Source organism: Rhizobium sp. UGM030330-04 (assembly GCF_003208455.1).
GTDB classification, from domain to species: domain Bacteria; phylum Pseudomonadota; class Alphaproteobacteria; order Rhizobiales; family Rhizobiaceae; genus Agrobacterium; species Agrobacterium rhizogenes_A.
The window spans coordinates 215,693-236,363 of the sequence record NZ_QKML01000008.1 but is presented as its reverse complement, the minus strand read 5'-3'; the positions used below and the strand labels follow the sequence as shown (position 1 = coordinate 236,363).

General features: G+C 60.6%; 22 protein-coding genes. 5 read left to right on the top strand and 17 right to left on the bottom strand.

What is annotated here, in order from left to right; all coding sequences use genetic code 11:
- The first annotated feature begins 60 nt into the window (after positions 1 to 60).
- The gene (locus N434_RS14480; protein WP_110758821.1) at positions 61 to 315 is read left to right on the top strand and encodes a hypothetical protein; all 255 of its coding nucleotides are present in this window, start codon (positions 61 to 63) and stop codon (positions 313 to 315) included.
- 101 nt (positions 316 to 416) lie between these two features.
- On the opposite strand, the gene N434_RS14475 is transcribed toward N434_RS14480, so the two are convergent.
- Positions 417 to 1,826 carry a S8 family serine peptidase gene (locus N434_RS14475; protein ID WP_286172258.1) on the bottom strand — a complete coding sequence of 470 codons (1,410 nt, stop codon included), beginning with the start codon at positions 1,824 to 1,826 and terminating at the stop codon, positions 417 to 419.
- 113 nt (positions 1,827 to 1,939) lie between these two features.
- Here N434_RS14475 and N434_RS14470 point away from each other — a divergent pair, with 113 nt between their 5' ends.
- Together N434_RS14470 and N434_RS14465 are read left to right on the top strand one after the other, a co-directional pair.
- Positions 1,940 to 2,482 carry an RNA polymerase sigma factor gene (locus tag N434_RS14470; protein ID WP_065117890.1) on the top strand — a complete coding sequence of 181 codons (543 nt, stop codon included), beginning with the start codon at positions 1,940 to 1,942 and terminating at the stop codon, positions 2,480 to 2,482.
- Entirely contained in the window at positions 2,479 to 3,234 is a 756-nt protein-coding gene (locus N434_RS14465; protein WP_110758819.1) for an anti-sigma factor family protein, read from the top strand. The genes N434_RS14470 and N434_RS14465 overlap by 4 nt, the downstream gene beginning before the upstream one ends.
- A gap of 34 nt (positions 3,235 to 3,268) precedes the next feature.
- Here N434_RS14465 and N434_RS14460 read toward each other — a convergent pair whose 3' ends face one another.
- The 3 genes from N434_RS14460 to N434_RS14450 all read right to left on the bottom strand — a co-directional run bounded on the left by N434_RS14460 (position 3,269) and on the right by N434_RS14450 (position 4,867).
- Entirely contained in the window at positions 3,269 to 3,667 is a 399-nt protein-coding gene (locus N434_RS14460; protein ID WP_065117888.1) for a hypothetical protein, read from the bottom strand.
- A 148-nt stretch (positions 3,668 to 3,815) separates the two neighbouring features.
- The gene (locus N434_RS14455; protein ID WP_286172265.1) at positions 3,816 to 4,112 is read right to left on the bottom strand and encodes an Atu4866 domain-containing protein; all 297 of its coding nucleotides are present in this window, start codon (positions 4,110 to 4,112) and stop codon (positions 3,816 to 3,818) included.
- Between the two features lie 32 nt (positions 4,113 to 4,144).
- The gene (locus tag N434_RS14450) at positions 4,145 to 4,867 is read right to left on the bottom strand and encodes an SDR family oxidoreductase (RefSeq protein ID WP_065117887.1); all 723 of its coding nucleotides are present in this window, start codon (positions 4,865 to 4,867) and stop codon (positions 4,145 to 4,147) included.
- 117 nt (positions 4,868 to 4,984) lie between these two features.
- Here N434_RS14450 and N434_RS14445 point away from each other — a divergent pair, with 117 nt between their 5' ends.
- Positions 4,985 to 5,893, top strand: a complete 909-nt coding sequence (locus N434_RS14445) for a LysR family transcriptional regulator (RefSeq protein ID WP_065117886.1) — start codon at positions 4,985 to 4,987, stop codon at positions 5,891 to 5,893.
- A gap of 44 nt (positions 5,894 to 5,937) precedes the next feature.
- Here the strand turns inward: N434_RS14445 and ehuA are convergent, their stop codons facing one another.
- From ehuA to N434_RS14390, 11 genes are all read right to left on the bottom strand, one after another.
- Entirely contained in the window at positions 5,938 to 6,717 is a 780-nt protein-coding gene (gene ehuA, locus N434_RS14440) for an ectoine/hydroxyectoine ABC transporter ATP-binding protein EhuA (protein WP_110758816.1), read from the bottom strand.
- The gene (gene ehuD, locus N434_RS14435) at positions 6,714 to 7,406 is read right to left on the bottom strand and encodes an ectoine/hydroxyectoine ABC transporter permease subunit EhuD (RefSeq protein ID WP_110758815.1); all 693 of its coding nucleotides are present in this window, start codon (positions 7,404 to 7,406) and stop codon (positions 6,714 to 6,716) included. The genes ehuA and ehuD overlap by 4 nt, the downstream gene beginning before the upstream one ends.
- Before the next feature lie 12 nt (positions 7,407 to 7,418).
- Positions 7,419 to 8,084: an ectoine/hydroxyectoine ABC transporter permease subunit EhuC gene (ehuC, locus tag N434_RS14430; RefSeq protein ID WP_110758813.1), complete on the bottom strand. Its 666-nt coding sequence runs from the start codon at positions 8,082 to 8,084 to the stop codon at positions 7,419 to 7,421.
- A gap of 60 nt (positions 8,085 to 8,144) precedes the next feature.
- On the bottom strand, positions 8,145 to 8,996 hold the full coding sequence (gene ehuB, locus N434_RS14425) for an ectoine/hydroxyectoine ABC transporter substrate-binding protein EhuB (protein WP_110758812.1): 852 nt from the start codon (positions 8,994 to 8,996) through the stop codon (positions 8,145 to 8,147).
- A gap of 61 nt (positions 8,997 to 9,057) precedes the next feature.
- Positions 9,058 to 10,071 carry a N(2)-acetyl-L-2,4-diaminobutanoate deacetylase DoeB gene (gene doeB, locus N434_RS14420; RefSeq protein WP_110758810.1) on the bottom strand — a complete coding sequence of 338 codons (1,014 nt, stop codon included), beginning with the start codon at positions 10,069 to 10,071 and terminating at the stop codon, positions 9,058 to 9,060.
- 4 nt (positions 10,072 to 10,075) lie between these two features.
- Complete coding sequence (doeA, locus tag N434_RS14415; RefSeq protein WP_110758809.1) at positions 10,076 to 11,254, bottom strand: ectoine hydrolase DoeA; 1,179 nt, start codon at positions 11,252 to 11,254, stop codon at positions 10,076 to 10,078.
- Entirely contained in the window at positions 11,251 to 12,264 is a 1,014-nt protein-coding gene (eutC, locus tag N434_RS14410; protein ID WP_110758807.1) for an ectoine utilization protein EutC, read from the bottom strand. The genes doeA and eutC overlap by 4 nt, the downstream gene beginning before the upstream one ends.
- A complete protein-coding gene (gene eutB, locus N434_RS14405; RefSeq protein WP_181423978.1) occupies positions 12,261 to 13,280 on the bottom strand; it encodes a hydroxyectoine utilization dehydratase EutB in 1,020 nt (339 codons plus the stop codon). The genes eutC and eutB overlap by 4 nt, the downstream gene beginning before the upstream one ends.
- A 68-nt stretch (positions 13,281 to 13,348) precedes the next feature.
- Positions 13,349 to 14,797: a MocR-like ectoine utilization transcription factor EhuR gene (ehuR, locus tag N434_RS14400; protein ID WP_110758805.1), complete on the bottom strand. Its 1,449-nt coding sequence runs from the start codon at positions 14,795 to 14,797 to the stop codon at positions 13,349 to 13,351.
- Between the two features lie 171 nt (positions 14,798 to 14,968).
- A complete protein-coding gene (locus N434_RS14395; protein ID WP_110758923.1) occupies positions 14,969 to 16,372 on the bottom strand; it encodes an aspartate aminotransferase family protein in 1,404 nt (467 codons plus the stop codon).
- 13 nt (positions 16,373 to 16,385) lie between these two features.
- Positions 16,386 to 17,864 carry an NAD-dependent succinate-semialdehyde dehydrogenase gene (locus N434_RS14390; RefSeq protein WP_110758803.1) on the bottom strand — a complete coding sequence of 493 codons (1,479 nt, stop codon included), beginning with the start codon at positions 17,862 to 17,864 and terminating at the stop codon, positions 16,386 to 16,388.
- A 121-nt stretch (positions 17,865 to 17,985) separates the two neighbouring features.
- On the opposite strand from N434_RS14390, the gene N434_RS14385 reads away from it, so the two are divergent.
- Complete coding sequence (locus tag N434_RS14385; protein ID WP_065117950.1) at positions 17,986 to 18,453, top strand: Lrp/AsnC family transcriptional regulator; 468 nt, start codon at positions 17,986 to 17,988, stop codon at positions 18,451 to 18,453.
- Between the two features lie 183 nt (positions 18,454 to 18,636).
- Here N434_RS14385 and N434_RS14380 read toward each other — a convergent pair whose 3' ends face one another.
- Positions 18,637 to 18,942 (bottom strand): hypothetical protein, encoded by a 306-nt coding sequence (locus tag N434_RS14380; protein ID WP_110758921.1) that lies wholly within the window; start codon positions 18,940 to 18,942, stop codon positions 18,637 to 18,639.
- 412 nt (positions 18,943 to 19,354) lie between these two features.
- Positions 19,355 to 20,581, bottom strand: coding sequence for an MFS transporter (locus N434_RS14375; RefSeq protein WP_110758801.1), 1,227 nt, complete (start codon positions 20,579 to 20,581; stop codon positions 19,355 to 19,357).
- Positions 20,582 to 20,671 lie beyond the last annotated feature (90 nt).

Below are 20,671 nucleotides of genomic sequence, written 5' to 3'. Positions count from 1 at the left end.
AAGCCGCGGCAGTCGCGTTCATCGGCATGTACCGACACCAGACATGGAAGGAGAAAAGCCATGAGTTCGATTTTTGCCGCAGGCGCGGCGGCGCTACTTGCCACGGTGACCCTCACAGTTGCGGCATCTTCGGCGCATACCACGCCGATGCCGCCGCAGCTTACCGTGCGCTCACACATCGTCCTGGTGGATGATGACAATGATGACGACGATGATCGTCGTTACAGTCGCCGCTATCGTGGTGACAATGATGGATGGCGGGGGTTCCGTGATGGTTCCTCCGATGACGACGACGACGATGATGACGACGATTGATATCCCGCATCAAAATCTAATGTTCATGCCCGGCCTTGTGCCGGGCATTTTCATTGCGGGCGCGTATGAACGAGGCCAGACGATAAACGACACCGGCGAACTCAGCTTTGGCACAAGGATCGTGCGTTCAGCAGGCCCCAGCCGAAAATCGCGTCCTTGCCCGGTGCACCCATGTCGCTTGCCGAGCGTGCCAGCGCATCCGCCAGATCGTTCGGCCGCATGTCCGGATTTGCGCCCAGCAGCAGCGAGGCCGCGGCCGTCACAAAAGGCGCGGCGAAAGATGTGCCACTCTTCTGTCTGCCGCCAGAGATGGAGGCGGCGGTCCATACGCCGACGCCAGGCGCGGCAATGTCGACATAATCACCGCGAACGGCGCGCCGATAGGGCTTCATGCTTCTGTCCACGGCCGTCACGGCGATGACATCCGCATAGGCCGCGGGATAGACCGGCTTGGCGTTCGGGCCTTCATTGCCGGCTGCGGCGATCAGGATCGTGCCTTTGTCGATTGTCGCGCGCACCGCCTTTTCGAGCAGCGCGTTCGCCGGTCCGCTCAGACTGAGGTTGACGATCCGGATTTTTCTCTCGGCCAGCACGTCAATTGCCCGGATGAGATCGTATGTTTCGGCAATATCGGCCGTTCTGCGATATCGCTGGAAGGCATCTATCGCCACAAGGCGGCCGGACGGGAGGAGGCCGGGCGCTCGGCTGCCCGCAGCCCCGACCAGAAGGGCGGCAACCGCGGTTCCATGCTGTTCGCCCGAGGGCGATCTCGCATCATCGCCCAGTTGCACGACCTCGATCGTGGCCTCGGCAAGCGATGCGTGCCCGGCGTTTATGGCGGTGTCGATGAGGCCGATCGGCAATGGCGCGGCACAGCTCGGCGTTTGATCCTGACTGCCATCGAGAGGCCAGCCGACCATATGCCTGACGAGCCTGCAGCCATCACCCGAACAGGAGGAGGCTTCCTTCTGTTCGGGCCGATAGAAATGATTGAAATCCACGGATGCGGCGGGAGCTGCGGCGATGACGGCCTGTCGTGCGGTCTCCAGCGTCATGCCCCGTGGTATCGTCAGCTTGACCAACTCGCTGCCGGTTAGCGCAACGTTTATTCGCTCATCGGCGACAAACCCTTGCTGCGCCAGATTTGCAATCGATGTCTCGTCGAGACCGAGTGCCAGGATTTCGCTGGGCGCACGATCCGGAACGGTCACGGCCCTTCGGGGCGGCGGCCTGCGTTCCGCCCGCTGGAATGGCCAGCCGAAAAGCGAGCGCAGATCGCCGCGCGGACGCCGGTCGTCACTGCCGCGGTTTCCTCCGCCGGAAAAGCCGCCATACCCGCTACCGTCACCATCGTCGTCATCGCTGCCGCCATCGTCATCATCGTCGGCGAGTGCTGCCGCAATACCGGGGACCACGCCCGCCGATTGCAGCAGCGGTAGCCCGGTCACTGAACCGGCGGCGATGAGGATAATGGTGCAAAACCCGAAACGAAACGGTGCAATCTTCGACAAAAGACTATCTCCGGTAGAAAATACGCTCGAAAGATTCCGAACATGTATGGGAATGTTACCTCAGGTAGACGTTTGTCTCGACAGATTATTCCGTTCCGTGCCAAACAAATCGCATGACGAATGAAATGCCCACAGTGCCGCAGAGGCTGGTCGAGTTCCTGCCCAATCTGCGTCGATTTGCGATTTCGCTCTGCCATTCACGCGAATTGGCCGATGATCTCGTGCAGGCCGCTTGCGAGCGGGCAATCGTTGCTGCCGACAGTTTTGTGCCCGATACCCGTTTCGATGCCTGGATGTTTCGTATCCTGCGCAATCTCTGGATCGATCATCTTCGCCGCGCCCGGACCGCTGGTCCGCAGGAGGAGATCGAGAAGGCCTATGATGTATCGGTGCCTTCGGGAGAGGCGGCGGCGCATGCCCGCATGGAGCTGATGGAGGTGGCAACGGCCTTGCAGAAACTGCCGGAAGAACAGCGCGAAGTGCTGGTTCTCGTCTGTATCGAGGAGCTGAGTTACCGCGATACGGCCGATGTTCTCGCCATTCCCATCGGCACGGTCATGAGCCGGCTGGCGCGGGCGCGCAAACATCTGGCGGAACTGACAGGAATAAGTCTCGGGGAGAAACGTTCGTCCGATACGAAAGGCGGCGTGGCATGATTATGGAACATTTTGACGACGAGACATTGATGGCATTTGCCGATGGCGAACTCGACGAGGCAACCAGCTTTCGTCTGGAAAAGGCGCTCGAAAGCGATGAAGCGCTCGCCGAACGCCTCGCCGTTTTTCTCGACACGCGGACGGCGCTTGCCGCCACCATGAAGCCGCTGATCGACGAACCGGTGCCGGACGCGCTCGCCGCATCGGTGCGCCGCATGGTCGAAAAGGCCGAAGTCGACGCTTCCCGTTCGGAAGACGACAACGTCATCGCTTTCCATAAACGGGAAAAGCCGGAGATACCTCGTCGGGGACAGCGCTGGTTGATGCCTGTTGCGGCATCCATACTTGCTGTCATTACCGGCATCGGCGGCTTCATGGCGGGGCGTGGAAGTATCGAGCCCGGCCTGTCTCTCGAGCACACATTATCTGCCGCACTCGATCGCCAGCCGTCCGGCAGTGATACCGCACTCGGCCAGTCCGAAGCGCTCCGCATTGTCTCAAGCTTTGTCGATGGCCGGGGCGAACTCTGCCGGGAATACGAATTGAAACGGCAGCAAGACAGCACGACGGCCATTGCGTGCAGATCGGGCAACACGTGGATAACGCGTCTCGCACTGTCATCCCCCCGGGCCGACGGTTATGTTCCGGCGTCCTCCCAGGAAACGATCGACGCCTATCTGGCATCGATTGAAGCCGGCGGGCCACTTTCGGCTGCGGAAGAACAACGCCTGCTCGCGCGCAAGGCCGAATGACTTTTGCCTCATGGCGGATCGGTTTCGATCCGTGTCATGATTTTCGACGAGCAGCCGTTGCCGTTTCGATACCTGGAGCGAGGTGGCTGTCGAACCAGGTGATCATGTCGCGAACTTTGCCTTCGGCAGGCCTGATGTTACCCGCGTTCACCAGTTCAGCCGCCGCTTGGGACATCGCCAGCAGAATCCGTGCGGTTTCCGGTACATATGGCAGGTCAGCCCCTGCTTCGTGGCGTTCGCGTATAATCTGATAACGAAGGCTCTCGGGATAGGTCCATGCGCTCACGAGCATATCATGAACGCTAACCTGCTGGCCGCCGATATCGATCGTGGCATCGCGGTCGGTTTCAACATATCCTGATGCCTCAATGCGCTCGCAGGCATTGAGTGCTGCATTCATCATATTCCTGATTACATCCCAGTCCGTCTTCATGTCACTCTCCCTCGCGACTGCGCCGACTGTACGACAATATGTTGATGGTCTACCCAAACGCCACGGATGACGCTCGAAAAATGCAAGGCGATGCCGCAAGTCTTGGTGATGGACCGCGCCAGGCGCGATCCATCGTCGCAATTGTGCTTCACCGTTCCCGATAGAAGATCATCCCGCCATGGTGCAGGACATCGTTTATGAACTCTCCATCCGCGGTAAAGCCGGTGTCGTCCCAGTAGTTGATGTGATTGCCGGTCACAACGTAGCGGCCCTGATAGGCACTTTTACGGTTGCCGCGGGCTTCATCATAGCGCCCATTGGCCAAAAGCTCCTGACGGATGTGGCCGTCACCCGTTACCCACATTCCGACATAGGGATGAACTTGCGGCGAAGCGGAGTCGGCGCGGGTTTCTGTTCCTGTAAGGATGGCCAGGGCGGCGGCCATGGGTATCGTCATGTGTTTCATCTGTCTTCTCCTCAGGCGGCAGCTGTCGGGCGAATGACGATCTCGTTCAGATCGACGTCATCCGGCTGTTCGATTGCGAAACGCACCGCGCGACCGATGGCATCGGGCTTCAGCGCGATGGCGCGATAGGTCTTCATGGCTTCCGCGGCTGCGGGATCGGTGATTGTTTCGGCCAGTTCGCTTTCCACCACGCCGGGGTGGATGCAGGTGACACGCAGATCCGGCCGTTCCTGCCGCAAACCCTCCGAAATTGCCCTCACGGCATACTTCGTGGCGCAGTAGACGGCGGCGGTTGGCACCACCGACAACGCGCCGATGGACGCGATATTGACGATGTGGCCGGAGCCGCGCGACGTCATTTCCGGCAGAACGGCGGCGATGCCGTGCAGCACGCCCTTGATATTGACGTCCACCATGCGGTCCCATTCATCGACCTTCATCGAGGCCATCAGGGAAAGCGGCATCACGCCGGCATTGTTGATCATGACATCGACGCGGCCAAAGACTTCGCGGGCCTTATCGGCAAAGTGCGCCACGTCCGCGCGGTCAGTGACATCAAGCCGGGTGACTGCCACATGGCCGTTGCCCGCTTCCCGGATTTCCTGTGCCAGCTCCTCCAGCCGCTCCGTGCGGCGGGCGCCGAGCATGAGCTTCGCACCCGCCCTGCCAAGTTCGCGCGCAATACCCGCGCCAATGCCGCTGGATGCTCCTGTTATGAGAACAACCTTGTTCATGGGTCTTTCCTTCCTGTTTGAAACCGCTGCTCTATTGCGGTTACTCGAAAGATAGACAGGTGCTATTGTTGAGATAAGATACCTATTGGTTTCCATTATGGTAAGGATTTCTAACCAATGACGCCTGATCTGAACGCTCTTTCGGTCTTTGCGCTGGTGGCGGAGCTGAAGAGTTTTCGTGCCGCTGCCGACCGCATGGGGGTGTCACGTTCCGCCGTCAGCCAGACAATTCGGCGGCTGGAGGAAATGCTCGGCCTGGCGCTGGTGTTACGCACCACCCGCAGTGTCAGTCTCACGGAGGCGGGTGAGGGCCTTTATGCCAATATTGCTCCCGCCATAACCGAGATGCTGGCGGCGGTGGAACAGGCCGGCGAATTGCGCGAGAGGCCGAACGGGCTGTTGCGGCTCGCCGTTTCCTCCATTGCCGAAGGCTTCCTGTCCGGCCCGCTTCTCGCGGGTTTCACGGCCAACTATCCGGACGTCCATATCGATGTCGTGGTAACCGATGAGGAGTTCGACATTGTTGCCGAAGGATATGACGCGGCAGTGCGGCTGGGCGAGGTGATCGATGAGGACATGATCATCGTGCCCATATCCGGGGATGTGCGGCAGCTGGCCGTCTGTTCACCCGATTATCTCGGGCGAAACGGCAAGCCTTCCCATCCGAAGGAACTGGCCCGTCATCGCTGCATAGGCTGGCGACCGGCCCCACGCAGCGCACCCTATCGCTGGGAATTTGCGGAAGCAGGGCGCGAATTCAGCGTCGCCGTCGCACCTGAAATCACGACCAATGACATGGCGTTGATGATCCGGTTGTCCGTGGCGGGGGCAGGGATCACCTTCGGCATCGAAGATACATTCCGCGGCTGGATCGATCGTGGAGAACTGGTGCCGCTGCTGGAAGATTACTCGCCTTACTTCCCCGGCTTCTATCTCTATTATCCCAGCAGGCGCAATCTGGCGCCCAAACTCCGGGCGCTGATCGACCACGTCAAGACATTCAGGCAATCCGCACGATCATCCTGATCCGGGCACCCTTGTGCCAGATGCCCGGTGTTTGGAGTGCGCCTTTACCGCAGAACCGAGGAAAGAAATTCGCGGGTTCGCTCTTCCTTCGGTTCGCCGAAAATTTCCTCCGGCGTTCCCTGTTCACAGATACGGCCTTTGTCGAAAAAGCAGACGCGATCGGACACCTCCCGGGCAAAGCGCATCTCATGGGTGACGAGGAGCATCGTCAGATCATGTTCGTGCGCCAGACCGCGGATGACGGAGAGCACTTCGCCGACCAGCTGTGGGTCGAGTGCCGAGGTCGGCTCATCGAAAAGCAGGACACGCGGGCGCATGGCAAGCGAGCGGGCAATGGCGACACGCTGCTGCTGGCCGCCGGAAAGCTGCACCGGATAATGATCCTTCTTGTCCGCCAGCCCCACCATTTTCAGCAATTCGATTGCACGCGCCTCAGCCTCTCCCCGAGCGATGCCCAGCACCCGCACCGGCGCTTCCACGATGTTGCGAAGCACGGTCATATGGGGAAAGAGATTGAAGCTCTGGAAAACCATGCCGACATGGTTCCTAATCTGGCGCAGATGTTTTTCAGAGGCTTTGAACGGGCCTTTGGCTCCTTCTTCATGGTAGGACATATCCGCCAGCGTCAATTTTCCCTCCTGGAACGGTTCCAGCGTCATGAGAATGCGCAGAACCGTCGACTTGCCGGAGCCGGAGGGACCGATGAGGGTGACTTTTTCGCCCTTTGAGACGCTGAAATTGAACTGATCGAGCACCGTCAGAATGCCGAAGCGTTTCGTGACATCGGAAAATTCGATCAGCGGCTGGTTGGTATTGTTGGTCATCGCAAGGGTATTCCTGCTTTCGGAAGCGCCCTTTGCAGGCGGCTGAGGCCTGCCGAGCAGATTATGGTCAGAAGGAGGAAGATCAGGCCGACAAGCGTCAGCGGCACCAGATATTCGAAGGTGCGCTCGCCGATCATGTTGGCAAGGCCCATCATTTCCAGAACCGTGACGACGGAAAGCACCGGCGTTTCCTTGATCATGGCGACGAGATAGTTGCCCATGGCCGGAACGATGCGTGGAATGGCCTGCGGGATGATGATATCCCTGTAGGTCTGCATGCGTGTGAGATTGAGCGCAGTCGCCGCTTCCCACTGGCCATGATGCACCGCCTCGATACCGCCGCGATAGACCTCGGACGTATAGGCGGCATATTGCAGGCCGAGCGCCAGCGCGCCGGTGAGAAACGCCGGCAGGACAATGCCGAAATCCGGCAGCACGTAATAGAGAAAGAACAGCTGCACCAGAAGCGGCGTATCGCGCAGGAATTCGACAATCAGCGCGGTCGGCCAGGAGATCATCTTTGCGCGGCTGCGGCGTAGCAGCGCGAAGACGAGCCCCAGAACCAGTGCGATGGCAAAACCGGCGGCGGCGGCCTTCAGCGTTACCGTAAGCCCGATCAGGATGATCGGCAGGATGGAGGTCGTGTAGGTGAGCCAGGTGGTCGTGTCCCATTCGTAACCATACATCATGAGAAGATATCCTTACGAATGGCGGGTGCGCGGGAAGACGTTGCCGCGCCGCACGAAGCGTTCGATCACCCGGATGACGACCATCAGGATCAGCGACATCGCGAAATAACAAAGCAGCGTGACCGAATAGATGCTGGCGCTATCCAGCGTCAGGTTGCGGATCGACTGCGCCGCGAAAGTGAGGTCGGCAATCGAGATCAGCGACACGAGCGAGGAAAGCTTCAGCGTTTCGATGGCGAGATTGCCGAAGGCCGGCATCATCTCGACAACGGCCTGCGGCAGCGAGATGCGAAACAGCGTCTGCATCCGCGTGAAGTTCAGCGCTCGTGCGGCCTCCAGCTGCTGCACCGAAACGGAAGACAGCGCGCCGCGCACGATCTCGGCGCCATAACCGCCGGCATGGGCGGCGAGCACCAGTACGCCGGTGGTGATCGGATCGAAACTCAGCCCGACCAGCGGCAGCGCGTAATAGAACCAGAAAAGCTGGACCAGCAGCGAGGTGCCGCGAAACACTTCCGTGTAACAGAGCGCGATGGCCGACAGGATCGGTCCACCCTCGACGCGCAGAATGCCGAAGAAAAAGGCGAGCACCGTGCCGACGACAAGGGCTGCGAGCGTAATCGTCATGGTGACGACGGCGCCTTGCCATAACATCGGCAGGTAAGCGGTCATGTCCATCTGGCGTTTTCCCGAGTTCCCGAGGAACGGCGCCCGGTTATGGCCGGACGCCGGCTGGCATTATTTGCCGGCGCAGAGATCGGCGACCTTCTTTTCGGCTGCTGCCGCGATACTCTGTTCGGACAGACCGTATTTTGCGAGGATTTTCTTGTAATCGTCGGTCTTGCGGAATTCGACGAGCGCGGCGTTGAAGGCGTCACGCAGCTCCTTGTCTTCCGGCCGGAAGGCGAAACCGCCGTAGTTGCGCACCGGCGCATCCTTCACGACAGGATCGGTGAAAGGCTCGACCTGCTCGACATTGGCCTGCCCCTTGGCGAGTTCCGAAACCGTCAGTTCCGTGGCTGCATAAGCATCGGCGCGGCTCTGGACGGTCGGAATGGCATCGGCATTAGCGGGGATGAAGACGATCTGTTCTTCCTTGACGCCGACCGCCCGCAGGAAGTCGACATTGTTGGCACCCGACACGACGGCCACCTTCAACGAGGGGTCCTTGGCGATATCGGCATAGGTGGTGAGCTTTTTCGGGTTGCCCTTCTTCACCAGCAGGCCTTCGCCATAGGACGAGTTCGGCTCGGTGAAGGCGACCTGCTTGCAGCGCTCGGGCGAGATGTTCTGTTCGGCGGCCGCAAAATCGAAGCGACGGGCTTTGAGGCCGGGGATCAGTGTGCCGAAGGGCGTCACCGTCCAGTTGACCTCCTCGATGCCCATCGATTTCAGAACCGCATTGGCCACATCGGGGCCGATACCGGCGGAGGTGCCGTCGGGCTGCATGTAGGAATAGGGCACTTCATTGGCCGTGGCGGCGCGGATGTAGCCCTGGCTTTTGACTTCCTCGACAGTCAGGGCGCTGGCTGACGTCACACCGATGGCAAGCGCGAGGGCGGAAAGCCCGGCAAGTCTGGTCATACGCATGTTCTTACTCCTCTGGTTGGGTTGCGTGGTCCGTTTTCGGATCTCACGATGTTTCTAATGGCTAGGTATTCTCCGTGACCGTGGCGATGACGGAAAGGCAGTCGCCGGCCTTGATCAGGCCGGGCACATGGCGGGCGGCAAGCACGCCATTGATGGAGGCGCGGTAATCGACCGGCGCGAGGCCGGTTTTCCCGACGGGATAAACCCGGGCGATTGTTTCACCCGCCGTGACCGCGTCTCCCAGATCGCGGACAAAGGCGACGAGCCCGTCGTCTTCGGCAAAGGTGAAGCAATCGCTGGATGGCATGTCCAGCCAGCGGCTTGGCGCAGGTGCCGGTGCGCCGGTGAGGATGCCGGCATGGCGCAGCAGATTGACGGTGCCTTTCCGGGCAATGTCGATCGATTTGGCGCTCGCCGTGCCGGCTCCGCCGAGTTCGGTGGTGACGAAGACCTTGCCCATCTCCTCGACTGTCGTGTCGAGCATACCGACGGCATCGATTTCCAGCATCTTCATCGAATAGGGGGCAGCAAAAGCCGCCACCGCTTCAAAACACCGGGCTTCCTGCGTCTTGTCGGGCAATTCGTGGGCTGCGGCATAAGGCAGGAAATCAAGCGTCCTGCCGCCGGAATGGAAGTCGAGAACGATATCCGCATGCGGTATCAGATGGCGGGTCACGTAGTCGGCGATCTTCTCCGTCACCGTGCCGTCAGGGCGGCCGGGAAAACTGCGGTTCAGGTTTCCCCGGTCGATGGGCGAGGTGCGTGTTCCCGCTCGAAAGGCCGGATAGTTGAGCGCCGGCACGATGATGACGCGCCCGCTCACGTCTGCCGGATCGAGCGCGTGGGCGAGTTCGAAAAGCGCCGCCGGTCCCTCATATTCGTCGCCATGATTGGCGCCGGTCAAAAGGGCTGTCGGCCCTTCGCCATTGGCGATGACGCAGATCGGGATCATCACCGAACCCCAGGCGCTGTCATCGCGGCTGTATGGCAGCCGCAGATGACCATGCTGCACACCCTTCGCGTCAAAATCGACGGAGGGCGTGATCGGCGAGGGGCGAAGCGCGGTCTTCAACATCGTCTCAGCCTTTCACGAAGAGTTGCCGCGGCACATTGGAGAGGCATTCGACACCGGTTTCTGTGATGGCGATGCTTTCGGTGATTTCGAGGCCCATGTCTTCCAGCCAGAGGCCGGTCATGAAATGGAATGTCATGCCGGGTTTCAGTTCCGTGCGGTCGCCGGGGCGAAGGCTCATGGTGCGCTCGCCCCAGTCCGGCGGATAGGAAAGGCCGATCGGATAGCCGGTGCGATTGTCCTTGATGATCCCGTATTTTTTAAGGACTGCGAAAAAGGCATTGGCGATGTCCTCGCAGGTGTTGCCGGGCTTGGCTGCGGAAAGGCCGGCTTCCATGCCTTCAAGCGTTGCTTTTTCCGCGTCGAGAAATGCCTGTGTCGGCTTGCCGAGAAAGACGGTGCGCGACAGCGGGCAATGATAACGGCGGTAAGCACCGGCGATTTCGAAGAAAGTGCCTTCGCCTGAGCGCATCGGCTTGTCGTCCCATGTCAGATGCGGCGCGGACGCGTCGGCGCCCGAAGGAAGCAGCGGCACGATGGCGGGATAGTCGCCGCCGAATTCGGCGGTGCCACGAATGCCGGCATCGTATATTTCGGCCACGAGATCGCATTTGCGCATGCCCGGCTCAACGACATCGACAATACGCTTGTGCATCAGCTCGACGATTTTGCCGGCCTTGCGCATATAGTCGAGTTCTGTCGGGCTTTTCACCGCGCGCTGCCAGTTCACGAGACCGGCGGCATCCTTGAAGCGCGCGTTCGGTAGATGTTTCTGCAGCGATGCAAAGGCGGCGGCCGAGAAATAATAATTATCCATCTCGACGCCGACCGTCAGGCCGGACCAGCCGCGCTCCTCGATGATCTCAGACAACAGATCCATCGGGTGCCGTTCGGTGGATTGAACGTAGTGATCCGGGTAGCCGATGATATTGTCATGGGCGAGATAGGCCGTGCGCCTGGCGCCGTTGGCATCCTGCTTGCGGCCGTACCAGATCGGTTCGCCCTCCGGCGGCACCAGCACGCATTGGTGGACGTAGAAGGACCAGCCGTCATAACCGGTCAGCCAATGCATGTTGGACGGGTCGGTGACGACAAGCAGGTCGATCCCGGCCTTTTCCATGGCATTGCGGGTTTTGGACAGGCGCGCGGCATATTCCTCGCGCGTAAAGTTCAGCGTTACGCTCACGCTGCGTCTCCCATTTTTACGGTGTTTTCGATGGTTTGACCGCTCTTTGCTTCCTTTGCGCGGGCAAAGGCGAGATTGGCGATAGCCGTGTCCTGCACGCCGGTGCCGGTCAGATCGGCAAAGGTGATGTCCTTGTTCGACACGCGGCCCTGTACCTTGCCGGCAATGACGTCCCCAAGTTCGGCGAAGTGCTGATCCGACGCGGCGCGCCCGGCGGCGATGGCGTGATGCAACTCACCGAGAATACGGGTCTGCGAGATGCGGTCCGCGACATAGCGCGCTCTGGTGAATACGGCTGGATCGATCTCGTTCTTGTGTTCGGCATCCGATCCCATGGCTGTCAGATGCTGGCCTTCTTCCAGCCAGTCGGCAAGCAGGATCGGCTCTTCGGCGGGTGTCGTTGTCACGATGATATCGGCGCCCCGCGCGGCGGCCTGCGGATCGGCCACGGCGGTAACTTCGATGCCGTGTTCGCTGGCGAAATCGTTCGCAAGTCTTTCAGCCTTCTGGTGGTCCCGCGCCCAGATTCGCGCCGATCTGATCGGGCGCACCAGCATCAAGGTTTCAAGCTGCAAACGCGCCTGCATGCCCGCCCCGAAGATCGCGGCGACGGAAGCGTCCTTGCGGGCCAGATGCCGCGCCGCGACGGCACCGGCTGCGGCGGTGCGCACATCGGTAAGATAGCCGTTATCGAGGAGAAGGGCCTGCACCAGTCCGGTCTCTGCATTGAAGAGGATCATCAGGCCATTGAGGCTGGGTAGACCGAGTTTCGGATTGTCGAAGAAACCGGGGCTGACCTTGATGGCGAAACCGTCAAAGCCCGGCACATAAGCCGTCTTCACATCCACTTCGCCGCGAAACTCGGGAATATCGAGCCGCAGTATCGGTGGCATGGCGACAGCCTCGGTGGCGAGCGCCGCAAAGGCCCGCTCCACGCAGTCGACGGCAGAGAGGTCGAGCTTCACGACAGCCCGCAGGTCTTTTTCGGTCAGGATGGTGATGCGGCTCATGCGGTTCCCCCGTCGATGATCGTCCTGTGCACCGCCGGATCGATATTTCCGCCCGACACGATGAGGGCGGTCGGGCCGCTGATTGTGATCTTGCCGGAGAGGATTGCGGCGAAGCCAACGGCGCCTGCGCCTTCCACCGTCAAGCCGTCCTCACGCGCCGCATGGCGGATGCCATCGGCGATTTCATCTTCGGATACCAGCACGATCTCATCGAGAAGCGCCTGGCAAAGCGCGAATGTCACGCGGTTCGCCAGTCCAATTCCGCCGCCCAGCGAATCCGCCAGCGTTTCTTCCTCCCGGACCGAGACGGGCCTGCCGGCTTTAATCGACGCATGCATGGCCGGACCCCGCTCCATGGAAATGCCAATGACCCGTGCCCTTGGCTTCAACGCCTTCACCGCAACGGCGATACCGCCCGCAAGGCCACCGCCCGATAGAGGAACGAGAATTGTTGCCAGTTCAGGCATGTCTTCGGCGACTTCGAGGCCAATGGTGCCCTGGCCGGCCACGACGTCGGCGTGATCGAAAGGCGGGATAGCGGTCAGGCCACGGCTTTTGGCTAGGCGTTCCACTTCCTCCTGTGCGTCATCCTGCGATCTGCCGACGATCCGGATTTCCGCACCGAGCGCACGGATTGCCTCGACCTTGTTTGCCGGCACCAGCGCCGACATGCAGATCGTGGCGGGAATGCCGAGTTTAGTCGCGGCAAAGGCCACGGCCCGGCCATGATTGCCCGTGGAAGCGGTGACGAGGCCACGTCTGCGTACCTCTTCGTCAAGTGACAGTATGGCGTTCATCGCGCCGCGCAGCTTGAAGGCGCCGATGGGCTGAAGGGTTTCAAGTTTGAGATGAACAGGATTGCCACAGCGCTCGGAAAGTGCGTCCGAGCGAACCAGCGGGGTGCGCTCCACCTGTCCGGCAAGTCGCACTGCCGCCCGCTCTATCGCGGCCAGTGAGACCGGAGGCGGGTTTTTCTCGGCGGATATGGACAGGTTTTCGCTCTTCATGATTGTCATGTTGAGAGCGAAGTAAAATCATGTCAATTATTATATTGTAATGATTCAATGATTTTCGGCAGATAGCCTCAGCCGATTGAACCGATATCGTAGACCGGCGGCAGTTGCTCGAAGGCCTGCCGCACGGTGGTCAACGCCTTGACGAGACTGGGATGATTGAGACGCCCGCCGAGGCATATGCGGATGCCGCCGCCATGGCCGGGGCCGGCGACGAAGGGCTCGGACGGGGTGACCGCGACGTTCTGGTTGGTCAGGGAACGGACCAGACCATCCTCCGTCCAGCGTGGCGGAACCTTGAGCCAGGCACAGAAGGAGAGGGGGTGGGTCGAGGCGATATGGTCGCCGAGTATATCAGTCGCAATCCTTTGCCTTGCCCGCGCTTCGGCGCGCTGAACATCCAGCAACCGCCGCGCCGTGCCGTTCTCCACCCAGCGGGTGGCGATTTCGGCCGTCAGATAGGTTCCGCTCCAGCTCGACACGCGCAGGATCGAGGCGGCGCGGATGGAGTAGGCTGGCGGCACGACGAGATAACCGACGCGCAGCCCGGTCAGAACCGTCTTGGTGAAGCTGGTAACGAAAAAGCCCAGATCGGGCAGCATTTCGGTAATGGACGGCAAGCCGTCCTCGATCATCGGGCGATAAACTTCGTCTTCAATCACGAAGACACCGTGTCGCTCTGCAATCGCGGCGATTTCACGCCTGCGCTCCGCGCCCGCGACATGGCCGGTGGGATTGTTGAGAGTGGGTATGAGGACGAGTGCGCGCACACCACCCGCCGCGCAGGCTGCCTCCAGCGCATCGGGCAGAATACCCTCGGCATCGGTGGGCAGCCCCTTGAGGCTGAAGCCCAGAATATTCGAAAGTCCGATGATGCCATGGTCGGTCAGGTTTTCACAGAGGACCACGTCGTTCGAGCGGACGATGCAGCTCAGGGCGAGGAAAATGCCGTGCGCCGCGCCGTTGGTGACGAGGATGCGTTCCGCCCCGGCGGTCACGCCCATCATGCCAAGCCAGATGCGGGCGGTCTCGCGATGGCTGTCGAGACCCGCGACCGGCCGGCAGGGGCGCATGAAGCCTGAGTTGTCGCCATCCGCCAATTCGCGCAGGATAGTGCGCGAGGCGGTCTCATGTTCCTCGAGATAAACGCCGCGAATGATGGAGAGGTCAAGCACCTCTGTCGGGCTGTGATCCAGCATCATGCGGCCCGCGCGGTCTGTCACCCGCGCCTTGACGAAGGTGCCGCGACCGATTTCGCCGCTGAGATAACCCAGCCGTTCCGCCTCCTTGTAGGAGAGACTGACGGTCTGGACGGAAAGGCCGAGCTCGCGCGCCAGATCGCGGTGGGTCGGCATGCGGTCCATCGGCTTCAGGACGCCGGCATCGATATCGGCGATGATGCGCTCCGTGAGCGCTGAATGTTTGGTCTCGCCCTTCTGCTTGGTCAGGGTCGGTCGCCAGGCCACCGGTTTCGATGCGGGAACCGGATCGAGGCTGAGCGGATTGGCTTGACGACGCATGAAATTGTCTCGTTTTTGGCGACCATAATTTCATGACATTATGCATGGTTCTTCGAAAAGATGAAGCCTTATGCATCACCGGCGACGATTGCACTGTGAATAAGCGCAATCGTCGTATGCGTGCCGCTCAAAGAGGCATTGATGGCGGGAGCCGCTGCGGAGCGGATCGTCTCAGATTTTCTCGCCGGCCCGTACCAGATCATCCATGACGCTGCGAACGGCGGCTTCGGCAATGGCGATGATCTCGTCCACCTCCGCCCTCGTTGTGACGAGTGGCGGTGCAAAGCCCAGAATATCGCCATGCGGCATGGCGCGCGCAATAAGGCCGCCGTTGCGTGCCGCCTTTGAAACGCGCGCGCCGACCGTGAGATGGGGGGCAAAACGTGTCTTCTTTTCCCGGTCCGCCACGAACTCGATCGCGCCCATCAGGCCCACGCCGCGCACTTCGCCGACGATTGGAAGCTGGGCGAACTTCGTCTTCAACTGCTCCTGGAAATAGCTGCCGACGGCCCGTGCGTTGCCCGGCAGGTCTTCCTTTTCGACGATGTCGAGCACGGCGTTTGCTGCGGCCGCGCCGATCGGATGGCCGGAATAGGTGTAGCCGTGGGAGAAGGCGCCGACGCGATCGGCGCCTTCCTCCATCACCTTGTAGACTTTCTCACCGACGATGGCGCCGGAGAGCGGGAAATATGCGGATGTAAGGCCCTTGGCGACGGTAATCAGATCCGGCTCGATGCCGTAGTGCTGCGAACCGAACATGGAGCCGGTGCGGCCAAAGCCGGTGATGACCTCGTCGGCGATCAGCAGGACATCGTATTTCCTCAGAACATCCTGTATCGCCGGCCAGTAACCTTCCGGCGGCGGCGTGATGCCGCCGGTGCCGAGCACCGGTTCGGCAATGAAGGCGCCTATTGTGTCGGGACCTTCGCGCAGGATGAGGGCTTCGAGTTCATCGGCCCGCCGTTTTGAGAATTCGAGTTCGGTTTCACCGGCTTCCGCGCCCCAATAATGGTGCGGAACGCCGGTGTGCAGCACACCTGCGCGCGGAAGGTCCATATGGTCGTGATAAAAACTCATGCCGGTCATCGAGCCGGAAACCACGCTGCAGCCGTGATATCCCCGCTCGCGGGAAATGATTTTCTTCTTTTGCGGCTTGCCGCGCAGGTTGTTGTAGTACCAGACGAGCTTTGCCTGGGTCTCGTTGGCATCCGAGCCGGACATGCCGTAGAAGACCTTGCTCATCTTGCCCGGCGCCATCTTCACCAGCCGGTCGGAGAGGATGGCCAGTTCGTCCGTCGTGTGGGCGGCATAGGAGTGGTAGTAGGCAAGCCGATAGGCCTGACGGGAAATGGCCTCCGCCACTTCGGTGCGGCCATAACCGACATTGACGCAATAAAGTCCGGCAAAGCCATCGATCAGCTGCTTGCCGTGGGCGTCCTCAATGCGGATGCCCTTGCCGGTTTCAACGATGGTCGGTTCACCAAGTTTGCCGCTGGCGAAATCCTTCAGCTGGGTGAAGGGATGCAGAACGGCGTTTCGATCCATTTCCGCGATTTTTTTGATGTCGATGGTCATAATCGAGTTCCTTTCAGGCAGCCAGATTGCCGAAGCAGACATATTTGGGTTCGAGATATTCCATGAGGCCGTGGCGCGAGCCCTCGCGGCCAAGGCCTGATTGTTTCCAGCCGCCGAATGGAATGGGCGCACCGGTGAATTTGGGTGTGTTGACAGCCACCATGCCGTATTCCAGCCGGTCGGTGAGGCGCATCGCCCGGCCGAGATCGTTGGTGTAGACATAGGCCGCGAGCCCCATCTCGGTCGCATTGGCGCGGCGGATCACGTCCTGTTCGTCATCAAAAGGCAGGATGGCGGCCACCGGTCCGAAGGTTTCCTCGCGGGCAATCAGCATGTCGTCGGTCACATCGGCCAGCACAGTCGGCGTTACGAAATTGCCCCCTAACGGGCTGTCCTGCCCGCCGCAGACAAGACGCGCGCCGGAGGAGAGGGCTTGCGCAATCTGCTGACGGCACTTTTCGGAAACCGACGGGCGCGTCATGGGTCCGATGTCGGTGGCGGGCTCGAGGCCGTGGCCAACGGTGAGTTCGGAGGCCGCGTCTGCGAACCGATCGATGAACCGTTCGTAAAGCGCGCGTTGAACGTAGATGCGGTTTGCCGCAAGGCAATCTTGTCCGGATGTGGCGAATTTGGCGCTGAGGCAGCCCTTCACGGCTTGAGATAGATCGGTATCCTCAAACACAATAAAGGGTGCGTGGCCGCCAAGCTCCAGTGATGCCTTTTTGATGGTGGCAGCCGACTGCGTGAGCAGGATTCGTCCGACTTCGGTGGAGCCGGTGAAGGAAAATGCGCGGATATCGGTGTGTTCCAGAAGGCGGCGTGCAAGGGGTGCGGCTTCGCCGGGCAAAACCTGCAGGACACCGGCCGGCATACCCGCCTCATCGGCAAGTTTTGCCAGAGCCAGCGCCGAGAGCGGTGTTTCCGGCGCCGGCTTGACGATCATGGTGCAGCCCGCGGCAAGAGCTGCGCCTGCCTTGCGGGTTATCATGGCGGAAGGGAAGTTCCATGGGGTGATTGCGACGGTCACGCCAATCGGCTGCATTTGTACGGACAGGCTGCCGCCTTTCAAATGGCTCGGAATAGTCTCCCCGTAGGATCGTTCGCCCTCGCTTGCGAACCAGTCGAGAAAATTGGCGCCGTAGGAAATCTCGCCGAGCGATTCAGCGAATGGTTTGCCCTGTTCGGCAGTGATGATCGTGGCGAGATCCCGCGCGTTTTCGCGCATCAGTCTGCTCCAGGCGCGGAGAATATCGCCACGTTCGACGGGCAGCCTCTCCCGCCAGTCGGGAAAGGCTCTGCCGGCGGCACCAATTGCGACGTCAACATCGTCAAGCGGGCAGGATGTTACATCGACGAGATGTTCACCCGTTGCCGGATCGATAACACTCAGCCAATTGTCGTGCGCCACCCATGCCCCGTCCAGAAAGGCACGATGCTCGATCAGATCGGGTCGATGCAGGTTTTTCAGCGCCGCGCTGGCGATACCTTTCATGAGCAGGCTCCCTTTTTATTTGCCAGGAGCTTAGCGGCGCGGCATGATCGATCGGCGGCGTTTATTTTCCTTCCGGTGCAGGATAAATGCTTAATTTTCCCCAATGACGCAGGAATTCCGCATGACCAGCATTGATCGAGCCGACAGGGCGTTGCTTGACGCCGTGCAAAAGAACAACCGCCTGACGTCAGAGGAACTGGCGCAGATCGTCAATCTGTCGCCGACGGCATGTCAGCGCCGCCTGAAGCGGTTGCGTGAGGAAGGGGTCATCGAAGCGGATGTCGCGATCATCTCGCCCAAAGCCGTCGGGCGCGGCATCACAATGATCGTTCTCGTATCGCTGGAACGTGAGCGGGCGGACATCGTCGATCGTTTCAAGGCAGCCATCCGCGCGACGCGGGAAGTCATGATCGGTTATTACGTGACGGGCGACGCCGACTTCATCCTGGTCATCACGGCAAAGGACATGGAGGACTATGAGGCCTTTACCCGCAGGTTCTTTTACGAAAATCACGATATCAAGGGGTTCAAGACAATGGTTGTCATGGATCGCGTGAAGGCTGGCTTCGCCTTTCCCATCGACAATTGACCGGCTGCAGATCAACGGTCGCGCAAGACCGACGCCGCAGCGGTGGATCGCCGCGTCGGCATGTCCTGATTGATCGGGGCCGCGCCGGCCGCTCAGCGCAAGGATTTGCGCGGCCTGCCCGGCTTGAGCATGGAGTGGCGGCGATCTAACCGGCGGAAGGGTCGGAATATAACCGTGTACCGGTCATATTCCTGAGCCGTCGAGTTCGCGTTCATCCTCTCCCTCCCAGGGAAAGGGCATTGAGAGGCCATTGTCATTGGCCGAAGGTACCGGCATCCAACACTTCAATTCCGCTTCGGTATATTCAACAATCCGACCAGGAGAGGAATCCGAGGCGCGCCAGCCTTCCGGACCGAATTGATCGCCCTTCGACCAGTATGCAAGGTCCACTTCGGCTGGCCCCTGCTCTGACGAGCGGATCGTTACAAGAATCCGATTGCCGTTTTTAGGCGCACTTGTCATGTGACGCCAGCGGTTTAGTCCGTCCATCATTTTCCTCCCCGTCCGTGGCTGCCTCGCCACTAAAACGGTCAATCCGGCTTTGTGCAACCTCCTTTATCGACTGTGAAGGCCATTGCGGATCGAAGGGACGTATTTCCCGTGTCTGGAGAACGGGACACGGACTTCCGCCGGAAAACGCCCCGTCTGTCAGACCATTTTCGGCATTTCAATCACACCCGGCTCATCGCCCATGATCCCTGACCCGAGGTGATCGCCCGCCCTGATATCTGCGGGTCCAGAGGCTCCTGTCTGCGTGCGGTCTGCGATCCGCGACGGCCGATTTGGCGTTGATGCCGCCGCTGCTTGGCAAGGCTGCGGCGGCACGCGATCTCAACCCGTGAAGATGAAACGGGGCCAGCCCGATCGCGGGATGTGGCGACGGGGCTGGCTCCGGTGGGTATTATTCGGCGGGCTGCGCCACGGATTTTGTGCCGGAAAGTCTCTGCTCTCCAGAAAGGCTGCGTTGGCCGAAACCGATGATGGCCACCGTCGAAAGGCTTGCGGCGACGGACATCCAGAAGCCGTTGGTGGGACCGAAATTGTCGATCACCCAGCCGGAGACGAAGGCACCCAGCGCCATGCCGATACCGATGCCGGTCATCACCCAGGTCACACCTTCCGTCAGCATCGATTCCGGCACACGACGCTCGATGAGGCCGAAAGCGGTGATGAAGATGGGAGAGATCGCAATGCCGCTGAGGAAAACGGCGAAGGCGAGCAGGGCAACCGTTGTGGTGGCAAAGAGGAGCGGCAGAGCGGTAAGGGCAAGGACGCTGACGGCGATCAGCAATTGCCGCTGCAGCGGCATTTTCGGGTTGATTGCGCCCAGAAGCAGGCCGACGACGAAGGAACCGATGGCATAGACACCGATGACGAGGCTGGCGGCCTCCGGCTGGCCGAGTTCCTTGGTGATCGCGACGGCGCTGACCTCGGCCGTGGCGAAGGTCGAGCCTACGAAGATCAGGGCGAGCGTGATGATCTGGACCGGCCGCAGCCGGATCGCCGAATGCTGCCGCCGGCCGCTTTCAGCCGGGCGTACCTTGGGTTCGGTCGACCGTTGCAGCAGGAAGGCAAAGGTGCCGAGCGCGAGCGAGGCCGTGCTGATCATCATGCCGGCTTCCGGAAAGAGGGAGACCGCGAGGCCGACGGAAAGCGAGGCGCCGGCGATGTAAACAAGCTCGTCCGCAGCGGATTCAAAGGCAAAAGCCGTATTCAGCTCGGGCCGGTCACGGAAGATTTCCGTCCAGCGTGCGCGCATCATGGCGGGAATGCTCGGCATGGCGGCGGCAAGGAAGGCCGAGAGGAACAGGGTCCAGACCGGCCATTTCTGGTTCGTGGCCACGATCAAGACCATAAAGGCGAGGACCGATATGATGGTGGCCGGGATGAGCACCTTGCTCTGGCCCCTGCGATCCACCAGACGGGAAATCTGGGGTGCCGCGGCGGCGTTGGTCAGCGCGAAAGTCGCCGAGACGGCACCGGCAAGCCAATATTCGCCATGGGTCTGGGAAAGCATGGCAACGATGCCGATCGGCGCCATCGCAATCGGCAGGCGGGCGAAGAAGCCCGCGGCGGAAAAGCCTTTCGCGCCTGGAGCGCTGAAAATTTCTCTGTATGGATTAGACATCGGGATGCACCTTGTTCAGGGAGTATCCACCACACACATACGTGGCGTATGTGAATGAGATAATTGCATACGTGGCGTATGTCAACTAAT